The following is a 21,207-nucleotide window of genomic DNA, read 5'->3' on the forward strand; positions in this document are numbered from 1 at the left end:
ACGGAAGGCAGCGCATTGAAAGCATCCAAATTTCTCCTTCTGGCGGGCCTGGCTGCAGGGGTTGCCCTTTATTTTGCGTTCGACCTGGGCCGCTACCTGAGCCTGGACTACCTCAAGCGCAGCCAAACCACCCTTGCGCAACTCTATGCCGATGCACCCACAGCGGTGCGCGGCGCCTACTTTGTGCTGTACCTGGGCGTGGCTGCTTTTTCTCTGCCCGGCGCTGCCATTCTGACGCTGGCCGGTGGCGCACTCTTCGGCCTGGGCTGGGGCGTATTGCTCGCCTCGTTTGCCGCCAGCCTGGGGGCCACACTGGCGTTCCTGATGGCACGGTACGTTTTGCGTGACAGCGTACAGGCACGTTTTGGCACCCGCCTGGCCGACATCAACCGCGGCATGGAGCGCGACGGGGCGCTGTACCTGCTGGGTTTGCGCCTGGTGCCGCTGGTACCCTTTTTTGTGATCAATCTGGCCATGGGTCTCACCAACCTGCGGGTCTGGACCTACTACTGGGTCAGCCAGTTGGGCATGCTGGCGGGCACTGTGGTGTATGTACATGCCGGCACCCAACTGGCCCACATCGCGGCGCCCCGGGATGTACTGAGCCCCGGCTTGTTGGGCGCCTTTGTACTGCTGGGCCTCTTTCCCCTGTTGGCACGCCGGCTGCTCGACGCGGTGCAACGCCGCAAGGTCTACGCCCGCTGGAAGGGCCAACGCCCCAAGACGTTTGACCGCAACCTGGTGGTGGTGGGCGCTGGTGCCGCCGGGCTGGTGTCGGCCTATATTGCCGCAGCCACCAAGGCCAAGGTCACCCTGGTAGAGGCGCACAAGATGGGCGGCGACTGCCTGAACTACGGCTGTGTGCCCAGCAAAACCCTGATCCAAAGCGCCCGGCTCGCCCACCAGATGCGCCACGCCGAACACTATGGCCTGCACAACACCACGCCGGCTTTCAGCTTCAAGGCGGTGATGCAGCGCATCCAGCAGGTGGTAGCGGCCATTCAGCCCCACGACAGTGTGGAGCGTTACACCGCGCTGGGTGTGGATGTGGTGCAGGGCCATGCCACCATCACCAGCCCCTGGACCGTGGAAATTGCGCTGGCCCATGGTGGCACGCAAATACTGACCACCCGGAGCATTGTGATTGCCGCGGGTGCCAAGCCCCTGTTGCCGCAACTGCCGGGATTGGAGACCGTGGGTTACGTCACCAGCGATACCCTGTGGGAACGTTTTGCCGAACGGGACGCCCCGCCCCAACGCCTGGTGGTGCTGGGTGGTGGCCCCATCGGTTGTGAGCTGGCACAGGCCTTTGCGCGCCTGGGCTCCGAGGTGACCCAGGTGGAAATGGCAGACCGGGTACTGGTGCGCGAAGACGAGGAGGTGTCGGCCCTGGTTGCGGCTGCGCTGCGTGCCGACGGCGTTCAACTGCTGACGGGGCACAAGGCCCTGCGTTGTGTGCAGACCGATGGCGCCGACGGACCGGTCAAGACGCTGGTCGTAGCGCATGCGGGCACCGAAATACACCTGGCCTTTGACGAACTGCTGTGCGCGGTGGGCCGTGTGGCACGCCTGGACGATTATGGACTGGAAGAACTGGGCATACCCACCGAGCGGACGGTGCAGACCAACGACTACCTGCAAACCATTTACCCCAACATCTATGCAGCGGGTGATGTGGCAGGCCCCTACCAGCTCACCCACGCCGCAGCCCACCAGGCCTGGTACGCAACCGTGAACGCCCTGTTTGGCGACTTCAAGGCGTTCAAGCCCAATTACGCGGCCATTCCCCAGGCCACCTTTATTGACCCCGAGGTCGCACGGGTGGGCATCAACGAACAGGAAGCCCAGGCACAGGCCATCCCCTACGAAGTGACCCGCTTCGACATCGACGACCTGGACCGGCTGATCTGCGACCAGGGTGCCGACCACAAGACCCACGGTTTTGTGAAGGTACTCACCGTGCCAGGCCAAGACCGCATTCTGGGCGCGACCATTGTGGGGCCCCATGCCGCGGAGTTGCTCGCAGAATACGTGCTCGCCATGCAACACGGCCTGGGACTGAACAAGATACTGGGCACGGTGCATACCTACCCCACCCTGGCGGAAGCCAACAAATACGCGGCGGGGGCCTGGCGGCGCGCGCACCAGCCGCAGCGCCTGCTGCTGTGGGTGGGCCGGTTCCACGCCTGGCGGCGGGGGTAGCCATTGGCCGTGAAACAATAGCGGGCATGACTGCTTCTACCAGCCACGCCGCCCCTTCCACAGTCCACGGCACCCAGAAACTGGTGTTGCTGGGTGCCGGGCCTGCCCATCTGCAGGTGCTGGCACAACTGGCGGTGCAGCCCCTGCCACAGACACAGGTGGTACTGGTAACACCCCACCCCAGCCCACTGCTCCCGGGCATGCTTGCCGATTTGGTGGCCGGACACTACACATTGGATGACTGTGCCATCCCGCTGGAACCCTTGGTGCAACGCAGTGGCATCCGCTGGATGGAGAACAGTGCCGTGGCCCTGGACATGGCCCAGCAGACCCTGCAGCTCGACGATGGCAGCACACTGGCCTTTGACTGGTTGTCGGTGAACACCAGCCCTGTCCAGGACCGCGCCAGCATAGAACACACACTGCCCGGTGCACGCGAGCATGCCCTGTTCACACGCCCGGCCGAAGCATTTGCCGCGCTGTGGCCCCGGGTGGTTGCCATGTGTGAAGAGCGCCCTTTGCGCATCGCCGTGGTCGGCGAAGGGCCAGAAGGTGTCGAGCTGGCACTGGCAGCACGCCACCGCCTTCCCACCGCTGCCGTCACCCTGGTGTGTGGCCCCACCGCACCGGGTGCCCTGTACGCGCCCCTGGTGCAGGACCGTCTGCTCCGCCTACTCAAGCAGCGCGGGGTGACGGTGCTGCAGGATGTGGCCAAGTCGCTGCATGACGGCAATGTGCAATTGGGATGTGGCGCAGAGCTGGCCTGCGATGTTCCGATCTTGGCTGCCACCCCCACGCCGCCCCTTTGGTTAGCAGACAGCGGCCTGGCGCTAGACCCAGCGGGATTTCCCGCCGTCGATGTGTACCAGCGCTCCACCAGCCACAGCCGGGTATTTGCCATCGGTGGTGGCGAAGCCCAGACCGCGCACACTAGCGCAACGGCCAATGAACGGGACCTGCATGACGGTGCGGCCCTGGCCCACAACCTGGCCAGCGCCATGGCCGGCACGGCGCTCAAACCCCACCCGACAGCGGGCCCCGCCTGGCGCATTCTGTCCGGCGGCGGCCGGTATGCGGTGGGGAGCTGGCGCGGCTTCAGCGCACAGGGGCGCTGGGTATGGTGGCTCAAAAACTGGAGAGACCGCCGCCTGGTCGCCCGCTGTATGCGGGCCGGTGCGTAACCACCACAACCATGGGGGTAACGGACCGCTGCGTTGACCTATATTAAGAAGCACTTTCCATAAAGCGGTATGGTCGGGCCAATCTGTATCCATTCACCATGTTCAAAACATCCCCGCGCTCTGGTTCCCTGTCCGTCAAGCTGGTCCGTATTGGCGCGTTCCTGTTGGCGCTGGCCCTGTTGTCCATCGGGCTGACGCTGTTCGTTACCTGGAAACTCGAAGGTGGTGCCGCATCGGTCAACGAGGCCGGGCGCATGCGTATGCAAACCTGGCGCATGACCAGCGAAATCCAGGCCCAGGTCGCACTGGACCTGCGGCGTGCCCACATCGAAGAATTCGACCATGCGCTGGCGCTGCTGGAAAGTGGCGACCCATCCCGCCCGCTGTTCGTACCGTGGAACGACCGGGTGCGGGAGCGGTTTGAGGAAGTCAAGGCGCTGTGGACCACCCAAAAGGCGACCCGCCTGTCCGGCGCCGAGGTGCACCCGGACGAATTGATCGCCTCCACCAACGCCATTGTGTCGGCCATCAACGCCCTGGTGGACGCCATCGAACACGAGCTGTCCAAGCTCACTGCCGTGCTCAACCTGTTCCAGTTTCTGATGATGGTGCTGGCTATCTTTGCCGCCGTGGTCATGCTCTACACGGGTTACCTGTATGTCATCAACCCGCTGGAGCAATTGCAGAAGGGCCTGCACCAGGTGGAAGAAGGCAATTTCAAGGCCCGCATCGAGGTCGACAGCAAGGACGAATTTGGCCTGGTGGCACAAGGCTTCAACGGCATGGCCGTGCGCCTGCAGGACATGGTGGACGGTCTGGAGGAACAGGTGCGCACCAAGACCCAGCACATTGAGGCGCAACGCGCGCGCCTGGAAACCCTGTACGACTTCAGCGCCTTCCTGGCACGCGTGAACTCGATAGAAGAGATGTCACGCGGCTTTGCCCAGCGCCTGCGGGTGGTGATGGGTGCAGACGCCGTGACCGTGCGCTGGTCCGACGAGGCCAACCAGCGTTACCTGATGCTGGCGTCCGACTGTTTTCCACACGACATGCTGGAGGAAGAACGCAGCCTGCTGGCCGGGGCCTGTGCCTGCGGCAGCCTGCAACAGGAAGCCCGCACACGGGTCATACCCATACACAGCGACCAGGCCGCGCCCATGCGCCACTGCGCCAAGGCAGGTTACGAAAGCCTGGTGAGTGTGCCCATACGCCTGCAGAGCCGCCTGATCGGCGAGATCGACCTGTTCTACCGCAAGACGGTAGAACTGTCCAAAGACGAAGAGGTGCTGCTGGATGCCCTGGCCAGCCACCTGGCCAGCGCACTGGAGGGGCTGCGTGCCTCGGCCCTGGAGCGCGAAGCCGCGGTCAGTGAAGAGCGTGCCCTGCTGGCCCGCGAACTGCATGACTCCATCGCCCAGTCACTGGCCTTCTTGAAAATACAGGTACAGCTGCTGCGCAGCGCAGCCGACAAGGCGCAGGGCCCGCAAATGCAGGTGGCGCTGGATGAACTGGACGCTGGTTTGAAAGAAAGCATAGGCGACGTGCGTGAGCTGCTGGTGCACTTCCGCACCCGCACCAACACGGACGACATTGAAGGTGCGCTGCAGGAAACCCTGCAGAAATTCCGCCACCAGACCGGCCTGCATACCGAGCTGAAAGTCACCGGCACTGGCCTGCCCCTGCCCTCCGACGTGCAGGTGCAGGTGTTGCATGTGGTGCAAGAGGCCTTGTCGAATGTGCGCAAACATGCCAAGGCCACTCTGGTTGAACTGGTCGTGGAAAAAGACCAGTTTTGGACCTTCACCGTACAGGACAATGGCGTGGGTTTTTCCCCGGAGGCCGTGTACGGCAGCCAGCATGTGGGACAACACATCATGCAGGAGCGTGCCAGGGCCATTGGTGCCACCGTGCGTGTGGTCTCCAGCCCCGGCCAGGGCACCCGTGTGTTATTGCGCCTGCCCGAACACCCGGTGACCACCCCCAACGCTCTCGCCTTGTAGACCTGTTTAAGAACACCATGAGCCTCATCCAATTGCTGGTGGTCGACGACCACAACCTCTTTCGCCGCGGCCTGATCGCCCTGCTCAAGCAAGATGGGCGTTTTGACGTGGTGGGCGAAGCCGGCGACCTGGGCCAGGCCCTGCGCTGTGCAGGCCAGATTCAGCCGGACCTGATCCTGCTGGACAACCACTTGCCCGGCGTGCGCGGTGTGGACGGCATTGGTGCACTCAAACAGGCCTTTGCCAACGCGCGCATCCTCATGCTCACCGTGAGTGAAAACGAGGAAGACCTGGCCACTGCCATGCAGGCCGGTGCCGACGGGTATCTGCTGAAAACCGTGGAGTCCGACCAGCTGTGCCAGGCAATTGTGCGGGTGCTGGCGGGTGAACCGGTGATCAGCCCCGAAATGATGACCAAGTTTGTGGCCGCCTTCCGCACCAAGCCCCAGTCCCCTTCACCGCCCGAAACCCTGGCCCCGCTCACCGCGCCACCCCCCAGCCTGGAGGAGACCCTGTCGGCCCGTGAGCGCGAGATTTTGCTGCTGGTAGCCCATGGCGACAGCAACAAGGTGATCGCCCGCCAGCTCGACATTGCCGAGACCACGGTCAAGGTGCATGTACAGGGCATCCTGCGCAAATTGCAACTCAGCTCCCGGGTGCAGGCGGCCGTATACGCGGCGGCCCACGGCCTGGTTTGATCCAGATCAAGTGAACGCCGGATAGGGCGGCGGCTACTCCTTTAGAACTAGGTCGTTCTCAACCCATCTAGTTCCTCAGAGGGGTACACCCTGTGCCAATGGTGGATGTTCAATCCACCCGCAAACGCCGACAGTTGTTCCATCCCCAAGGAGATGGAATATGGCCTCTGATTTAAGCAACGCAAGAAAAGCCTGGTCGGTACTGATCGTCAGCACACTGGCATTCACGGTGTGCTTCATGGTGTGGATGATGTTTGGCGTGATCGGCATCCCGATCAAGAAACTGCTCAACCTCAACTCCACCGAGTTCGGCCTGCTGATGGCCACTCCGGTGCTCACGGGCTCCCTGATCCGCGTACCACTGGGCATCTGGACCGACCGCTTTGGCGGGCGCATCGTCATGGCCATCCTGATGGCCGTTACCGTACCCGCCATCTGGATGATGGGTTACGCCACCGAATACTGGCACTTCCTGACCATTGGCCTGTTTGTGGGCCTGGCCGGCGGCTCCTTTTCGGTGGGCACACCCTATGTGGCGCGCTGGTTCCCCAAGAACAAACAGGGCACGGCCATGGGCATTTACGGCGCCGGCAACTCGGGTTCTGCGGTCAACAAGTTTGTGGCCCCCGTGATCTTGGTGGCCTTTGGCTGGACCATGGTGCCCCAGGTGTACGCCGCCATCATGCTGGGCACGCTGGTGCTGTTCTGGATGTTCAGCCACAGCGACGCAACCCACCTGGTACCCAACACGGTCAGCTTCCGCGACCAGCTCAAGGCGTTAAAAGACCCCAAGGTCATCAAGTACTGCCAGTACTACAGCATTGTGTTTGGTGGCTACGTGGCGCTGGCCCTGTGGATGGTGCAGTACTACGTGGGCGAGTTTGGCCTGGACATCCGGGTGGCGGCCCTGCTGGCGGCCTGTTTCTCGCTGCCCGGCGGTGTACTGCGCGCCTTTGGCGGCATGTTGTCGGACAAATACGGCGCCCACAGCGTGACATGGTGGGTGTTGTGGGTGAGCTGGATCTGCCTGTTCCTGCTGTCTTACCCCCAGACCGATTTCACGGTGATGACGGTCAATGGCCCCGCCACCTTCCACATCGGCCTGAACGTCTACACCTTCACCGCGCTGATGTTCATCCTGGGCATTGCCTGGGCGTTCGGCAAGGCCAGCGTCTTCAAATACATCAGCGACGACTACTCGCACAACATCGGCGCCATCAGCGGCATCGTGGGTCTGGCCGGCGGCCTGGGCGGATTTGTACTGCCCATCATGTTTGGCGCGCTAATGGACCTCACCGGCATCCGCTCCAGCGCTTTCATGTTGCTCTACGGCGTGGTCTGGGTGTCGTTGATCTGGATGTACTGGACCGAGGTGCGCAAGACCGAGGTCATGGGCCACAACGCCAAGAACTTTTCCTTGCAGAACTAATGACTTTGCGGGACAGACCTTTAGCGCTGTCCCCAACATGAAAGAAGCACCATGAACACCAAACCCAACTCCAGCGCCGACATCGCCGACTGGCGCCCCGAGGATGAAAACTTCTGGGAAGGCACAGGCAAGAAAATTGCCTACCGCAACCTGTGGATCTCCATACCAGCCCTGCTGTGCGGCTTTGCCGTGTGGGGCATGTGGGGCATCATCACCGTGCAGATGCTCAACCTGGGATTCCCCTTTACCCAGGCCGAGCTGTTCACGCTGACCGCTATTGCTGGCATCTCCGGTGCCACCATGCGGATCCCGGCGTCGTTTCTGATCCGTATGGCCGGTGGTCGCAACACCATCTTCCTGACCACGGCCATGCTGCTGGCACCCGCCATTGGCACCGGTGTGGCCCTGCAGCACCCCGAGTGGCCGCTGTGGGTGTTCCAGCTGATGGCGCTGTGGTCGGGTGTGGGCGGCGGCAACTTTGCCAGCTCCATGTCCAACATCAACACCTTCTTCCCCAAACGCCTGCAGGGCACGGCCCTGGGGCTGAATGCGGGCCTGGGCAACTTTGGTGTCACCACCATGCAGATCGTCATTCCGCTGGTCATGACCGTGGGCCTGTTCGGCGCCTTCGGCGGCGAGGCCAAGGCCCTGGTGAAAGACAGTGGCTGGATCTTTGGCAAGATTGCGGCCGGCACCCCCACCTACATCCAGAACGCCGGTTTTGCCTGGGTGCTGTCGCTGGTTCCGCTGTCCATCCTGTGCTGGTGGGGCATGAGCAACCTCAAGACGGTGTCGCCCGCCACGGGCCATCCTCTGGTGGCGTTTGCCAAGATCACCTACCTGTACTCGCTGGCCTTCATCCCCTCGGTTGGCATGTTGTACCTGTACCTGCCTGCGCCTACCGGCCTGGGTCTGCTGAACATGTGGGTGGCCATTCCGCTGGACATCATTGCGGCGCTGGTCGTGATGCGCCTGGCCGCCTTTGGCGCCATGAAAGAAAACGTGGCCAAGCAGTTTGCCATCTTCAGCAACAAACACACCTGGAGCATGACCGCGCTGTATGTGGTCACCTTTGGCAGCTTCATCGGTTTCTCCATGGCCCTGCCGCTGGCCATTACCGTGATTTTTGGTTTTCAGCACATCCCCGATGCCGCCGGTGTGTTGCAACACACGCTCAAAAATCCCAACGCCCCCTCGGCGCTGACCTATGCCTGGATAGGCCCCTTTGTGGGTGCCGCCGTGCGCCCGGTGGGCGGCTGGATCTCGGACAAGGTGGGCGGCTCCATCGTCACCCAGATCATCTCCGCCATCATGGTGGTGGCATCGGCCGCGGTGGGTTATGTGATGTTGCAGGCCTACGGCTCCGCAACACCCGAGCAGCACTTCCCCATGTTCATGGGCCTGTTCATCGTGTTGTTTGCCGCCAGCGGCATTGGCAATGGCTCCACCTTCCGCAGTGTGGGTTTTATCTTTGACCGCCAACAGGCTGGCCCGGTATTGGGCTGGACATCAGCAGTGGCGGCCTATGGTGCCTTTATCGCCCCGGTGCTGATCGGCCAGCAGATCAAGGCGGGCACACCGCAGTACGCCTTTTATGGGTTTGCTGTGTTCTACGCCGTGTGCCTGGTGCTGAACTGGTGGTTCTACCTGCGCGCGGGCGCGGAGATCAAGAACCCCTAAGGCACAGATTTGCTACCAAATGTATAGCACACCAATGATATTTCTCGGGGGCTACAGCCCAATTTACCTCACAACACTTTCCCTAGAGGTCCTCTTATGAGCCATTTTCTTGATCGCCTGAGCCACTTTTCCGCCCCCACGGAAACGTTTTCCGAAGGCCACGGCCTCACCACCGGTGAGGACCGCACCTGGGAAGACGCCTACCGCGACCGCTGGGCCCACGATAAGATCGTGCGCAGCACCCACGGCGTGAACTGCACCGGCAGCTGCTCATGGAAGATTTATGTGAAGGGCGGCATCGTCACCTGGGAAACCCAGCAGACCGACTACCCCCGCACCCGGCCCGACCTGCCCAACCACGAGCCACGCGGCTGCGCTCGCGGCGCCAGCTACAGCTGGTACCTGTACAGCGCCAACCGCGTGAAGTACCCCATGATCCGCGCCCGCCTGCTCAAGCACTGGCGCGCCGCGCTGGCCGTGGCCAAGAGCCCGGTCGATGCCTGGGCCAGCATTGTGGAGAACCCCGCCGCCCGCGAGGAATGGCAAAAACAACGCGGCCTGGGCGGTTTTGTGCGCAGCACCTGGGAGGAGATCAACCAGCTGGTGGCCAGCGCCAACGTCTACACCGCCAAAAAGTACGGCCCGGACCGCATCATCGGTTTCTCGCCCATTCCGGCCATGAGCATGGTGAGCTACGCCGCAGGCAGCCGTTACCTGTCGCTGATTGGCGGCGTGTGTATGAGTTTTTACGACTGGTACTGCGACCTGCCCCCCGCCAGCCCCCAGGTCTGGGGTGAACAGACCGACGTGCCCGAGAGCGCCGACTGGTACAACAGCACCTTCATCATTGCCTGGGGCTCCAACGTGCCACAGACCCGCACGCCCGATGCCCACTTCTTCACCGAGGTGCGATACAAGGGCGCCAAGACGGTGGCCATCACCCCCGACTACGCCGAGATCAGCAAACTGGCCGACCTGTGGATGCACCCCAAACAGGGTACCGACGCCGCCGTGGCCATGGCCATGGGCCACGTCATCCTCAAAGAGTTTTACTTTGATAAACGCAGCGCCTACTTTGACAACTACGTGCGCCGCTATACCGACATGCCCAACCTGGTGCAGCTGGAAGAACGCACCCTGCCCGATGGCCGCAAAGTCATGGTGCCCGGCCGTTACCTGCGCGCCAGCGACTTCAACGGCAAACTCGGCCAGGACAACAACCCCGAGTGGAAAACCGTCGCGCTGGACGACAACGACAAGATGGTGCTGCCCAACGGCTCCATCGGTTTCCGCTGGGGCGCAGCCGACCGGGGCGACGTAGGCAAGTGGAACCTGGAAAACAAAGAAGCCCGGGGCGACACCGACGTCAAGCTCAAGCTGAGCCTGATGGAAGGCAACACCGATGGCAGCGCCGCCGACTACGAGGTGGGTGATGTGGGCTTCCCCTACTTTGGTGGCATAGACACCCCCAACTTCGACGCCAACAAACAAAGCACCGCAGTGGACGATGTGCTGGTGCGCAAGGTGCCGGTGCGCCGCGTCAAGCTGGGCAAGGCCGGTGAAGAACGTTACGCCCTGGTCGCCACCGTGTTCGATTTGACGGTGGCCAACTATGGTGTGGCCCGCGGCCTGGAAGGCGAAAACGCCGCCACCAGTTACGACGACGACACCCCCTACACACCCGCCTGGCAGGAGAAGATCACCGGCGTCAAACGCGACCAGATCATTGCCGTGGCGCGCCAGTTTGCCGACAACGCCGACAAGACCAAGGGCAAAAGCATGGTCATCATCGGTGCGGCCATGAACCACTGGTACCACAGCGACATGAACTACCGCGGCATCATCAATATGCTGATGATGTGTGGCTGCATAGGCCAAAGCGGTGGCGGCTGGGCGCACTATGTGGGCCAGGAAAAACTGCGCCCCCAGACCGGCTGGACCGCGCTGGCTTTTGCGCTGGACTGGGTGCGCCCACCCCGCCAGATGAACAGCACCAGTTTCTTCTACGCCCATACCGACCAATGGCGCTACGAAAAATTGGGTGTGGACGAAATCTTGTCGCCCCTGGCCGACAAGGCCAAGTTTGGCGGCAGCCTGATCGACTACAACGTGCGCGCCGAACGCATGGGCTGGTTGCCCAGTGCGCCGCAGTTGCAGACCAACCCCATGCAGGTGGTGAAAGACGCCCAGGCCAAGGGCCTGGACCCCAAGGACCACGTGGTGCAGTCGCTCAAAGACGGCAGCCTGAAGCTGAGCTGCGAAGACCCCGACAACCCGCTCAACTGGCCGCGCAACATGTTTGTCTGGCGCTCCAACATCCTGGGCTCCAGTGGCAAGGGCCACGAGTACTTTCTGAAGCACCTGCTGGGCACCACCCACGGCGTGCAGGGCAAAGACCTGGGTGCCGAAGAAGCCAAACCCACTGAGGTGAAATGGCACGACAAGGCGCCCGAAGGCAAGCTGGACCTGCTGGTCACGTTGGACTTCCGCATGAGTACCACCTGCCTGTACTCGGACATCGTGTTGCCCACCGCCACCTGGTACGAGAAAAACGACCTCAACACCAGCGACATGCACCCCTTCATCCACCCGCTGAGCACGGCGGTAGACCCCGCCTGGCAGAGCCGCAGCGACTGGGAGATTTACAAAGGATTTGCCAAGGCCTTTAGCGAAGTGTGCGTGGGCCACCTGGGTGTGGAAAAAGAGGTCATGCTCACCCCGCTGATGCACGACACCCCCGCCGAGCTGGCCCAGCCCTTTGGTGTGGCCGAGTGGAGCAAGGGTGAGTGTGAACTCATCCCCGGCAAAACTGCGCCCAGCATCCAGGTGGTGGAGCGCGACTACCCCAACACCTACGCCCGCTTCACCGCCCTGGGTCCCCTGTTGGACAAGGTGGGCAACGGTGGCAAGGGCATTGCCTGGAACACCCAGACCGAAGTGGCCCAGCTCAAGGAGCTCAACGGCAAGGTGCATACCGAAGGTGTGGCCAAGGGCCTGGCCCGTATCGACACCGACATCGATGCCTGCGAGGTGGTGCTGCAGCTCGCCCCCGAGACCAATGGCCACGTGGCCGTGAAGGCCTGGGAGGCGCTCAGCAAGATCACCGGGCGCGACCACACCCACCTGGCCATCCACCGCGAGGACGAGAAGATCCGTTTCCGCGACATCCAGGCCCAGCCACGCAAGATCATCAGCTCGCCCACCTGGAGCGGCATCGAGAGTGAAACCGTGTCGTACAACGCCGGTTACACCAATGTGCATGAGCTGATCCCATGGCGCACCTTGACCGGCCGCCAGCAGTTCTACCTGGACCACCCCTGGATGATCGCCTTTGGCGAGGGGTTGACCAGCTACCGCCCACCGGTGGACCTGAAGACCGTGGGCGACATCATGAACCGCAAGCCCAACGGCAACAAGGAGATCTCGCTCAACTTCATCACACCGCACCAGAAGTGGGGGATTCACTCCACCTACACCGACAACCTGATGATGCTGACGCTGAACCGCGGCGGCCCCGTCATCTGGCTCAGCGAAGACGACGCAAAGGCCGCCGGCATTGTGGACAACGACTGGGTGGAGTTGTTCAACACCAATGGCGCCATTGCGGCCCGTGCGGTGGTAAGCCAGCGCGTGAAGGTGGGCATGGTGATGATGTACCACGCCCAGGAAAAGATCATCAACACACCGGGGGCCGAGATCACTGGCACACGCGGCGGCATCCACAACTCGGTGACCCGCATCGTGACCAAGCCCACCCACATGATCGGCGGTTACGCACAGTTCAGCTACGGCTTCAACTACTACGGAACCATTGGCACCAACCGCGATGAGTTTGTGGTGGTGCGCAAGATGCGCAAGATCGACTGGCTGGACGGCGAAGCCGCTGCCACTGTTCAAGCATAAGGAGAAACACCATGAAAATTCGCGCCCAAATCGCCATGGTGCTGAACCTGGACAAGTGCATCGGTTGCCACACCTGTTCGGTGACCTGCAAAAACGTCTGGACCAGCCGCCCCGGCATGGAATACGCCTGGTTCAACAATGTGGAAACCAAGCCCGGCATCGGTTACCCCAAAGACTGGGAAAACCAGGACCGCTGGAACGGTGGCTGGGTTCGCAAGGCCGATGGATCGATAGAGCCCAAGCAGGGCGGCAAGTGGAAGCTGCTGATGCGCATCTTCTCCAACCCCAACATGCCACAGATCGACGACTACTACGAACCCTTCACCTTCGACTACGACCACCTGCAATCGGCCAAGGAGACCAAGGCACCGCCTACAGCCCGCCCGCGCAGCCTGATCACCGGCAAACGCATGGAGAAGATCGAGTGGGGCCCCAACTGGGAAGAAATCCTGGGTGGCGAGTTTGCCAAGCGCAGCAAAGACGCGAACCTGGCCAACTTCGACCAGATGCAAAAAGACATGATGGGCCAGTTTGAAAACACCTTCATGATGTACCTGCCACGGCTGTGTGAGCACTGCCTCAACCCCGCCTGTGTGGCCAGCTGCCCCAGTGGCTCCATCTACAAACGCGAGGACGATGGCATTGTGCTGATCGACCAGGACAAGTGCCGCGGTTGGCGTATGTGTGTGTCGGGCTGCCCCTACAAAAAAATCTACTACAACTGGAAGAGTGGCAAGGCCGAGAAGTGCATCTTTTGCTACCCCCGCATCGAGGCCGGCCAGCCCACCGTGTGCTCCGAGACCTGCGTGGGCCGCATCCGTTACCTGGGTGTGGTGTTGTACGACGCCGACCGTATTGCCGAGGCCGCCAGTGTCGAGAACGAGAGAGACCTGTACCAGGCGCAGCTGGACATCTTCCTCAACCCCAACGACCCCGAGGTGATCAAACAGGCCCGGATCGACGGCATCCCCGACGCCTGGATGGCCGGTGCCCGCAACAGCCCCGTCTACAAGATGGCCGTGGAGTGGAAGGTGGCCCTGCCCCTGCACCCCGAGTACCGCACGTTGCCCATGGTCTGGTATGTGCCACCGCTCTCACCCATCAACTCGGCGGCCAATGCCGGCCATGTGGGCCTGAATGGCGAGATCCCCGACGTGGGCCAACTGCGCATTCCCGTGCAGTACCTGGCCAACCTGCTCACTGCCGGCGACACCGGCCCCGTGGTGCGTGCACTGGAGCGCATGCTGGCCATGCGCGCCTACCAGCGCAGCAAACACGTGGACAACGTGCAGAACCTGGCGGTGCTTGAGCAGACCGGTTTGAGTGTGGCCGAGGTGGAAGAGATGTACCAGATCATGGCCATTGCCAACTACGAAGACCGCTTTGTGATCCCCACCAGCCACCGCGAGTACGCCGAAAACGCATTTGACCTGCGCGGCGGCTGCGGCTTCTCGTTTGGCAACGGTTGTTCGGACGGCGCCTCGGAGACCAGCCTCTTTGGCGGCACCAAGGCCCGCACCATCCCCATCAAATCGATGCTCTGACCCAGGAGAATGTCATGAAAAACAACCGTTACTCCCTGCGCGCCCTGGCCCTGTTGCTGGGCTACCCCGATGCGGCCCTGCGCGCCAACGCACTGCAGCTGGTCGACGCCATTGACGAAGAAGGCGCACTGCCTGCGGCCCGCCGCGCCGAACTGCGGGCCCTGGCCCAGGAGCTGGTGCGCCAGGACCCCATGGAATCCGAGGCGCGTTTTGTGGACACCTTTGACCGGGGCCGCGCCACATCGCTGCATCTGTTTGAACATGTACACGGCGACTCGCGTGACCGCGGCCCGGCCATGGTGGACCTGGTGCAGACCTATGAAAAGGCAGGCCTGCTGATGGGCCCCGACGAACTGCCCGACCACCTGTGTGTGGTGCTGGAATTTGCCTCCACCCAGCCTCCCGCCGTGGCCAAGGAGTTTTTGGGCGAAATGGCCCACATCCTCAACGCCATCTTCAGCGCGCTGCTGCAACGCGGCAGCCCCTATGCCGCGGCCGTGGCGGCCGTGCTGGAGCTGACGGGCGAAAGGGTACAGGCCGTACCTATAGTGGCCGATGAGGCGCTGGACGAAGCCTGGGCCGAGCCCGAAGCCTTTGGCGGCTGCAGCACCAAAGGCCAGGCAAAACCCGGCGAAGCACAACCCATTCACATCGTTCGCAAAAGTGCACCTGCACAAGGAGTGGCCGTATGAACGCCCTGCAAAACTTTGTCTTCGGGATTTATCCCTACATCTGCCTGAGCGTCTTCCTGCTGGGCAGCCTGTTGCGGTTTGACCGCGACCAATACACCTGGAAGAGTGACTCGTCGCAGTTGCTGCGCACCGGCCAGTTGCGCTGGGGCAGCAACCTGTTCCATGTGGGCATTTTGTTTCTGTTCTTTGGCCACAGCTTTGGCATGCTGACGCCCCACTTTTTGTACGAACCCTTCATCACCGCGGGCGCCAAACAGCTGGTAGCCATGGTGTCGGGTGGCTTGTTCGGCCTGCTGGGCTTTATCGGGGTGAGCCTGCTGCTGCACCGCCGCCTGGGCGATGAACGCATCCGCATCAACAGCAAACCCAGCGACATCATGCTGCTGGTGCTGCTGTGGCTGCAGTTTGCCCTGGGTCTGGCCACCATACCGCTGTCGGCCCAGCACCTGGATGGCGGCATGATGCTGAACTTGGCCGATTGGGCCCAGCGCATCGTCACCTTCCGCTCCGGCGCCCCTGAACTGTTGGCGGATGCGGGTTGGGTGTTCAAGGCCCACATGTTCTTGGGCATGAGCATTTTCCTGGTCTTCCCCTTCACCCGCCTGGTCCATGTGTGGAGTGGTTTTGCCACACTGGCCTATGTGGTGCGCCCCTACCAGCTGGTGCGCAGCCGCCGGGTGGGCATGACGCCCACCGAGCCCCTGAGCCAGCGCAAATCGACCTAAACCGCAAGGACACACCACCATGAGCGAACACGCCACTTCAAGCTGCGGCAGCAGCACCTGCCAGTGCGCTGGTGCGGCCACCACCATTCCCAGCATCAACGGCATCCAGTTGCACACCGCCGACGAACAGCCCGACAGCTTTGCGCTGCGCGAGCTGGCTTACACCGAGCTGCTGCGCCAACAAGCGGTACACCTGAGCCTGCTGCCCCGCCACACCAGCCTGGTTGCGCCCACGCTGGATGAAGCCCAGCGCCAGGTAATCGAGGCCATGGTGGAAGCGGCGGCCACCAGCCCCGTGCCCACCGAAGAAGAGTGCAGGCGTTACTTCGACGCCAACGCACACACCTTTGTCGTGGGCCGTGCACTGCATGTGCGCCATATCCTGTTTGCAGTGACCCCTGGCGTGAACGTGCAGGCGCTGACGGTACACGCCGAAAAAGCCCTGCTGAGCCTGCTGGGCAAAGACGTGCCCGCCGAACGGTTTGCCCAGGTGGCGGCCGAAATGTCCAATTGCCCCACCAGCACCCAGGGCGGCGACCTGGGCTGGATTGGACCGGACGACTGCGCACCCGAGCTGGCCAAGGAGCTGTTCGACCTGAAACATGCGCAATCGGGCACCGGCATTCACCCGCGCCTGATTCACTCGCGCTTTGGTTTTCACATCATCGATGTGCTGGAGCGCCGCCCCGGCATTCAAAAGACCTATGACGCGGTGCACGAACGCATCAAAGCCCAGTTGACCCTGCAGTCACGGGCCAAAGCCATGCACCAGTACATGAGTCTGTTGGTGGGCGAGGCGCTGGTGGAAGGCATCACGCTGGAGGGGGCTGATTCGCCCCTGGTGCAATGACACCCGCTGCAGCAGACCAGCCCCGGGGGGATGAGCTGCTGCATCGCCTGCAGCGTTTCCACTCGGACTACTTTCCGCTGCACCAACAGCGTTTCCAGGATTTGGTCACCGATGGCCAGCACCCCAAGACCCTGTTCATAGGTTGCTCGGATTCGCGCCTGGTGCCCTACCTGCTGACCGGTGCAGGGCCGGGTGAACTGTTCATCGTGCGCAATGTGGGGGCCTTTATCCCCCCCTATGACGGGTCGTATGGTTTGCACGGCACCACGGCGGCCATTGAATACGCGGTGCTCACGCTGCATGTGGAGCGCATCATTGTGTGTGGCCACAGCCACTGTGGCGCCATCCGCGCGGCCTACGACGGCGCACCCGATGAAGCCCGTGCGCTCAAGGCCTGGCTCAAGTTAGCGCAAGATGCCCTGCTGCCCGTGCAGGCTGGCCCCGAAGCCCTGGCCCGTACCGAGCAGCGCAGTGTGGTGCTGCAGCTGGAGCGGCTGATGGACTACCCCATGGTGCGCCGCGAAGTGGAGGCCGGGCGGCTGACATTACACGGCTGGCACTACGTGATTGAAGACGGCGAGATCCACGTGTTTGATGCCCAGCGTGCCGACTTTGTGCCCGCTTCCAAGGCGTCCAACAGTGGCACCGGGCCTTACCAGCCCTATGTGGAACACGACGGACAGGTATTCTCGGTACCGGCGGAAGAGCTGTGACACGCCGTGGGCATGAACAATTAAGACAATCCCCAAAAAGGCCAGACCATGATTTCCAACTTTGACGACTTGCTGCAGGCCGCACGCGCCCAGCCCTCACCCCAGCGCCTGCTGCTGGTATTTACCGGCGCCGAATTGCCGGCAGATGCCGACGCAGAACAGCGCGCCCGCTTCGAGGCCGGAGAAGGCGGCGCACTGGTGCCCTTGATGTGTGTGGACAAACGCCCCGACGAGCTGGCCTCGTTTGCCCAGCTGTGTACCGAGGCCGATGGCATGCAAAGCGGTTGGCGGGTGGTGTTGGCCGGTGCTTTGTCGGGCCCGCCGGGCGAGCCACCCAGTGACACATCAGTAGACCAGGCCTTTGAGCGCCTGCTGGGCCTGATACAGGCCGGCCAGATGGACCAGGTGCTCGCGCAAACCCTGGCCTTCACCCGCGATGGCGCAGCCGTTTCGCTGCAGGCCTGACCTTCAGCACCATCCTGCCATGTTTGTGCCGTCTGAACCAGGCCAGCAAAGGGTCGTTGCCAGCTGGGAGCAGCCTTTTGACATGCTGCGGGCCTGCCACGACCGTGTACACCGCATGCTCACCCTGCTGGGCAAGCTGCAGGCCCATGTGGTGGTGCACGGCGTAGACGCCCAGGCCAGGCAGGCGGCAAGGGACGTGATGCGTTATTTTGACCAGGCCGCGCCGCTGCACCACCAGGACGAGGAGTTGCATATCTTCCCGGCCGCCCACCGCAGTGGCAACCCGGACGCCATAGCAGCTGTCATACGGCTGGGCGTAGAACACCAGACCATGGAGGCCGACTGGCGCCATTTGCGTGCCGAGCTGCAGGCCCTGCTAGCCGAGGAAACATCCCAACCCCTGCCCCTGGCTTGGCAGACGGACCAACTGGTGCAAGCCTTCTGCGCGCGGTATGCGGAGCACATCCGCATCGAAGAGCAGCTGGTGTACCCCTGTGTGGAACGCCTCCTGACGCCAGACGACGCCCAAACGATGGGTTCCGAGATGGCCGCACGGCGGGGCGCTGGGCTTCGCCCCCCGGCGTTTTAAGTGCGGAATGCCATTCAACATTCACTTGTATGAGATCGTAAGTCATTGATTTACATCAAACTGAAAAATAAGTTGCCAATGGACATTTCCCAGTTGTGCCACTAAACATTCACTTTTTCCGATTTCGTGCCACTAAACATCCAACTTTTCAGATACGCCGATTGAGGGACCGTACTTTCACTTGGCAAGCGAACGCCTCAATGAGACTTGTGTTGCTGAGTACATTCAATACGTCGAAGCCACTCAAAAAAAACGGCCCTCGCCATACTGACTGTTTATACAGTATGGCAGAGCAAAATAGCTTCTGGGCGTATTCCGATCTAGCTGACCACCCGCGCCGGAAATTGTTGACCAGCTCTGAGCCAATTTCCGGTGATGACCAGCGATTGGTGGTTGGAATTCCTGCAGCTTCCGCTAACTAAGTTCATATTGAATGCTTGAACTAAGTCCCCGTATCGCGAAGCGACACGGGGAGTGAAAGAGCGTCACCCAGTGTGGTCTTATCTCGAAAAATGCGATTCTTCAGAGCGACCGCGAAGTAATGACACCAGACAATTGCGCCCCGCATAGGACCAGTTTCGACCCTTAGACGAGTTCCGCGTACAGCCGTTTTCGAAAGCGGACGGCCAGTGCCGTATATTCAACAACACAAAGCAGACATTCGCATGGACACGCTCATGACATATGCGCTTCTTGGCTGCGTATCTCCTTTAGCTTATCCATGTAGGCTGAATTCTTGTTTGGAGGGATGTCCGGGTTGTGCAGTACTGCAAGCGAACGCATGGACTTTCGATCCGCGTCAACAAAGGCATTGATCAGCGACTCGGCGTCGTCCGACCCGGTTCCCAGGGCTTCCAGGGAATAGCGGCCCGCGCGTACAGCGCTGTCAAACGTTTCTCTTACGATGTCATCGCAGCCGGCACTGAAAAGGTCATAAACATGAATCCGATCGTAAGCGCGCGCAACGACATGTAGATCCGGACGCAGCCGCTTGGCGTGCTTGACGATCGCTAGCACGCGCTCGCGATCATCGATGGCAACGACGAGCAAGCGTGCATTCGCCAACCCCGCCGCATCCAATAAATCCGGCCGTGCACCGTCTCCGTAGAACGCCTTCACCCCGATTGTCGTCATGGTGTCGATCATCTCTGCGTTGACATCAAGCACTACGGTTTCGTAGCCTTTGATGCGTAGAATTCGATTGACGATTTGTCCAAATCGCCCGATGCCAACGATGATCGCAACACCTTGAACATCGATTTCATCCGCCTTTCTGGCCTGCGATCTGACCATCCTGACCAGGATGATTCGATCGAACACGATGAAGAGAATTGGTGTCAGAAGCATGGATAGCGCCACGGCGAGAAGCAGTGGCTTGGCAACGGACTCCGGCATGACCGCGTTCTGGGTCGCAAAGGCAAGCAATACGAAAGCAAATTCCCCAATTTGAGCCAAGCCCAGTGAGAACAGCCACCGATCAGAACCGCCAAGACGGAATACCGTACCGATGCACCAGAGCACACCGACTTTCACGCATACGAATGCAAGTGTGATGCCGGCGACGATGGACCCATTGGCGAACAGATAGGAAAAATCGATACCCGCGCCAACGGTCATAAAGAACAACCCGAGCAGTAGGCCCTTGAATGGCTCAATGTCGCTTTCGAGTTCGTGACGGTATTCGCTGTTGGCAAGCACTACGCCAGCGAGAAAGGTCCCAAGTGCTGGCGACAGCCCAACCATCACCATCAGCAGCGCGATACCAATCACCAAGAGCAAAGCCGCACCGGTGAATACTTCGCGCAATCGTGCCGACGCGATGAAACGAAAAAGGGGCTTGGAAAGGTAGTTGCCGCCTACGATGATGAACCCAACAGCCAGAATGGTGGCGAGTGTATTCATCCAAACGGGCAGCCCAGCCAGCAGGCTGGCAACCTGTGGAGAATGCGTGGCTCCGTGTATAGCAGGTGAAAATTCTTGACTTGCCAGAAGCGGCAGAAGGGCCAGAACAGGGATGACCGAGATATCCTGGAACAATAGAACGACGAAGCTGGCTTCGCCACCATCACTTTTCAATAGCCCTTTTTCACCCAGGCTTTGCAGCACGATGGCCGTCGACGATCCCGTTGCGATCAATCCGATAGCCACACCCATTTTCCAGTCCAGGCCGACGAGGATCGCTCCCAGACAGACGGCCAATGTGGTCAACAGCAGTTGCAAGCCACCGAGCCCGACCAGCCGGTGTCGCAAGGCCCACAGCTTCCGCGGTTCCAGCTCCAAGCCAACCAGGAAGAGCATCATCACAACACCAAATTCGGCAAACTCCTGCAGCCTATGGGTTTCTATGCCGAGCAGAGAAATAAGCGGTGCGATGCAGATGCCCGCGATGAGGTAGCCCAGCACGGAACCCAGGCCAAATCGCTTGGCCAGTGGCACCGAAATGACGCCAGCGGTAAGAAAAATGAAGGCATAAAGGAGGGTACTGTTCACGTGTCAGCCTTCGATCATCTGCTCAACTCTGCACCACGTACATTCA

Annotated in this window: 15 protein-coding genes; 14 read left to right on the plus strand and 1 reads right to left on the minus strand. The window is 61.4% G+C overall.

What is annotated here, in order from left to right; translation table 11 throughout:
• Window positions 1-15: 15 nt before the first annotated feature.
• The 14 genes from HZ993_RS09535 to HZ993_RS09600 all read left to right on the plus strand — a co-directional run bounded on the left by HZ993_RS09535 (window position 16) and on the right by HZ993_RS09600 (window position 18,671).
• Window positions 16-2,202 carry an FAD-dependent oxidoreductase gene (locus tag HZ993_RS09535; protein ID WP_209397401.1) on the plus strand — a complete coding sequence of 729 codons (2,187 nt, stop codon included), beginning with the start codon at window positions 16-18 and terminating at the stop codon, window positions 2,200-2,202.
• A gap of 26 nt (window positions 2,203-2,228) precedes the next feature.
• The gene (locus tag HZ993_RS09540) at window positions 2,229-3,383 is read left to right on the plus strand and encodes an FAD-dependent oxidoreductase (RefSeq protein WP_209397403.1); all 1,155 of its coding nucleotides are present in this window, start codon (window positions 2,229-2,231) and stop codon (window positions 3,381-3,383) included.
• Between the two features lie 98 nt (window positions 3,384-3,481).
• Complete coding sequence (locus tag HZ993_RS09545) at window positions 3,482-5,383, plus strand: type IV pili methyl-accepting chemotaxis transducer N-terminal domain-containing protein (protein WP_209397405.1); 1,902 nt, start codon at window positions 3,482-3,484, stop codon at window positions 5,381-5,383.
• A gap of 17 nt (window positions 5,384-5,400) precedes the next feature.
• Window positions 5,401-6,081 carry a response regulator gene (locus HZ993_RS09550; protein ID WP_209397407.1) on the plus strand — a complete coding sequence of 227 codons (681 nt, stop codon included), beginning with the start codon at window positions 5,401-5,403 and terminating at the stop codon, window positions 6,079-6,081.
• A gap of 160 nt (window positions 6,082-6,241) precedes the next feature.
• Window positions 6,242-7,510 carry a nitrate/nitrite transporter gene (locus HZ993_RS09555; protein WP_209397409.1) on the plus strand — a complete coding sequence of 423 codons (1,269 nt, stop codon included), beginning with the start codon at window positions 6,242-6,244 and terminating at the stop codon, window positions 7,508-7,510.
• A 51-nt stretch (window positions 7,511-7,561) separates the two neighbouring features.
• Complete coding sequence (locus HZ993_RS09560; RefSeq protein WP_209397411.1) at window positions 7,562-9,190, plus strand: MFS transporter; 1,629 nt, start codon at window positions 7,562-7,564, stop codon at window positions 9,188-9,190.
• A 96-nt stretch (window positions 9,191-9,286) separates the two neighbouring features.
• Entirely contained in the window at window positions 9,287-13,093 is a 3,807-nt protein-coding gene (locus HZ993_RS09565; protein WP_209397413.1) for a nitrate reductase subunit alpha, read from the plus strand.
• Between the two features lie 11 nt (window positions 13,094-13,104).
• The gene (gene narH / locus HZ993_RS09570) at window positions 13,105-14,637 is read left to right on the plus strand and encodes a nitrate reductase subunit beta (protein WP_209397415.1); all 1,533 of its coding nucleotides are present in this window, start codon (window positions 13,105-13,107) and stop codon (window positions 14,635-14,637) included.
• A 14-nt stretch (window positions 14,638-14,651) separates the two neighbouring features.
• Window positions 14,652-15,329, plus strand: a complete 678-nt coding sequence (gene narJ / locus HZ993_RS09575) for a nitrate reductase molybdenum cofactor assembly chaperone (RefSeq protein ID WP_209397417.1) — start codon at window positions 14,652-14,654, stop codon at window positions 15,327-15,329.
• Window positions 15,326-16,054, plus strand: coding sequence for a respiratory nitrate reductase subunit gamma (narI, locus tag HZ993_RS09580; RefSeq protein WP_209397419.1), 729 nt, complete (start codon window positions 15,326-15,328; stop codon window positions 16,052-16,054). The genes narJ and narI overlap by 4 nt, the downstream gene beginning before the upstream one ends.
• 19 nt (window positions 16,055-16,073) lie before the next feature.
• Window positions 16,074-16,904, plus strand: coding sequence for a peptidylprolyl isomerase (locus tag HZ993_RS09585; RefSeq protein WP_209397421.1), 831 nt, complete (start codon window positions 16,074-16,076; stop codon window positions 16,902-16,904).
• Complete coding sequence (locus HZ993_RS09590; RefSeq protein WP_209397423.1) at window positions 16,901-17,617, plus strand: carbonic anhydrase; 717 nt, start codon at window positions 16,901-16,903, stop codon at window positions 17,615-17,617. Before HZ993_RS09585 ends, HZ993_RS09590 begins: the two co-directional genes overlap by 4 nt.
• Window positions 17,618-17,665: 48 nt before the next feature.
• Entirely contained in the window at window positions 17,666-18,082 is a 417-nt protein-coding gene (locus HZ993_RS09595; RefSeq protein ID WP_209397425.1) for a ribonucleotide reductase subunit alpha, read from the plus strand.
• A gap of 19 nt (window positions 18,083-18,101) precedes the next feature.
• Entirely contained in the window at window positions 18,102-18,671 is a 570-nt protein-coding gene (locus HZ993_RS09600; protein WP_209397427.1) for a hemerythrin domain-containing protein, read from the plus strand.
• A 675-nt stretch (window positions 18,672-19,346) separates the two neighbouring features.
• Here the strand turns inward: HZ993_RS09600 and HZ993_RS09605 are convergent.
• The gene (locus tag HZ993_RS09605) at window positions 19,347-21,161 is read right to left on the minus strand and encodes a cation:proton antiporter (protein ID WP_209397429.1); all 1,815 of its coding nucleotides are present in this window, start codon (window positions 21,159-21,161) and stop codon (window positions 19,347-19,349) included.
• Window positions 21,162-21,207: the final 46 nt, after the last annotated feature.

Origin of the sequence: Rhodoferax sp. AJA081-3, assembly GCF_017798165.1 — a bacterium.
Taxonomy (GTDB): Bacteria; Pseudomonadota; Gammaproteobacteria; order Burkholderiales; family Burkholderiaceae_C; genus Allorhodoferax.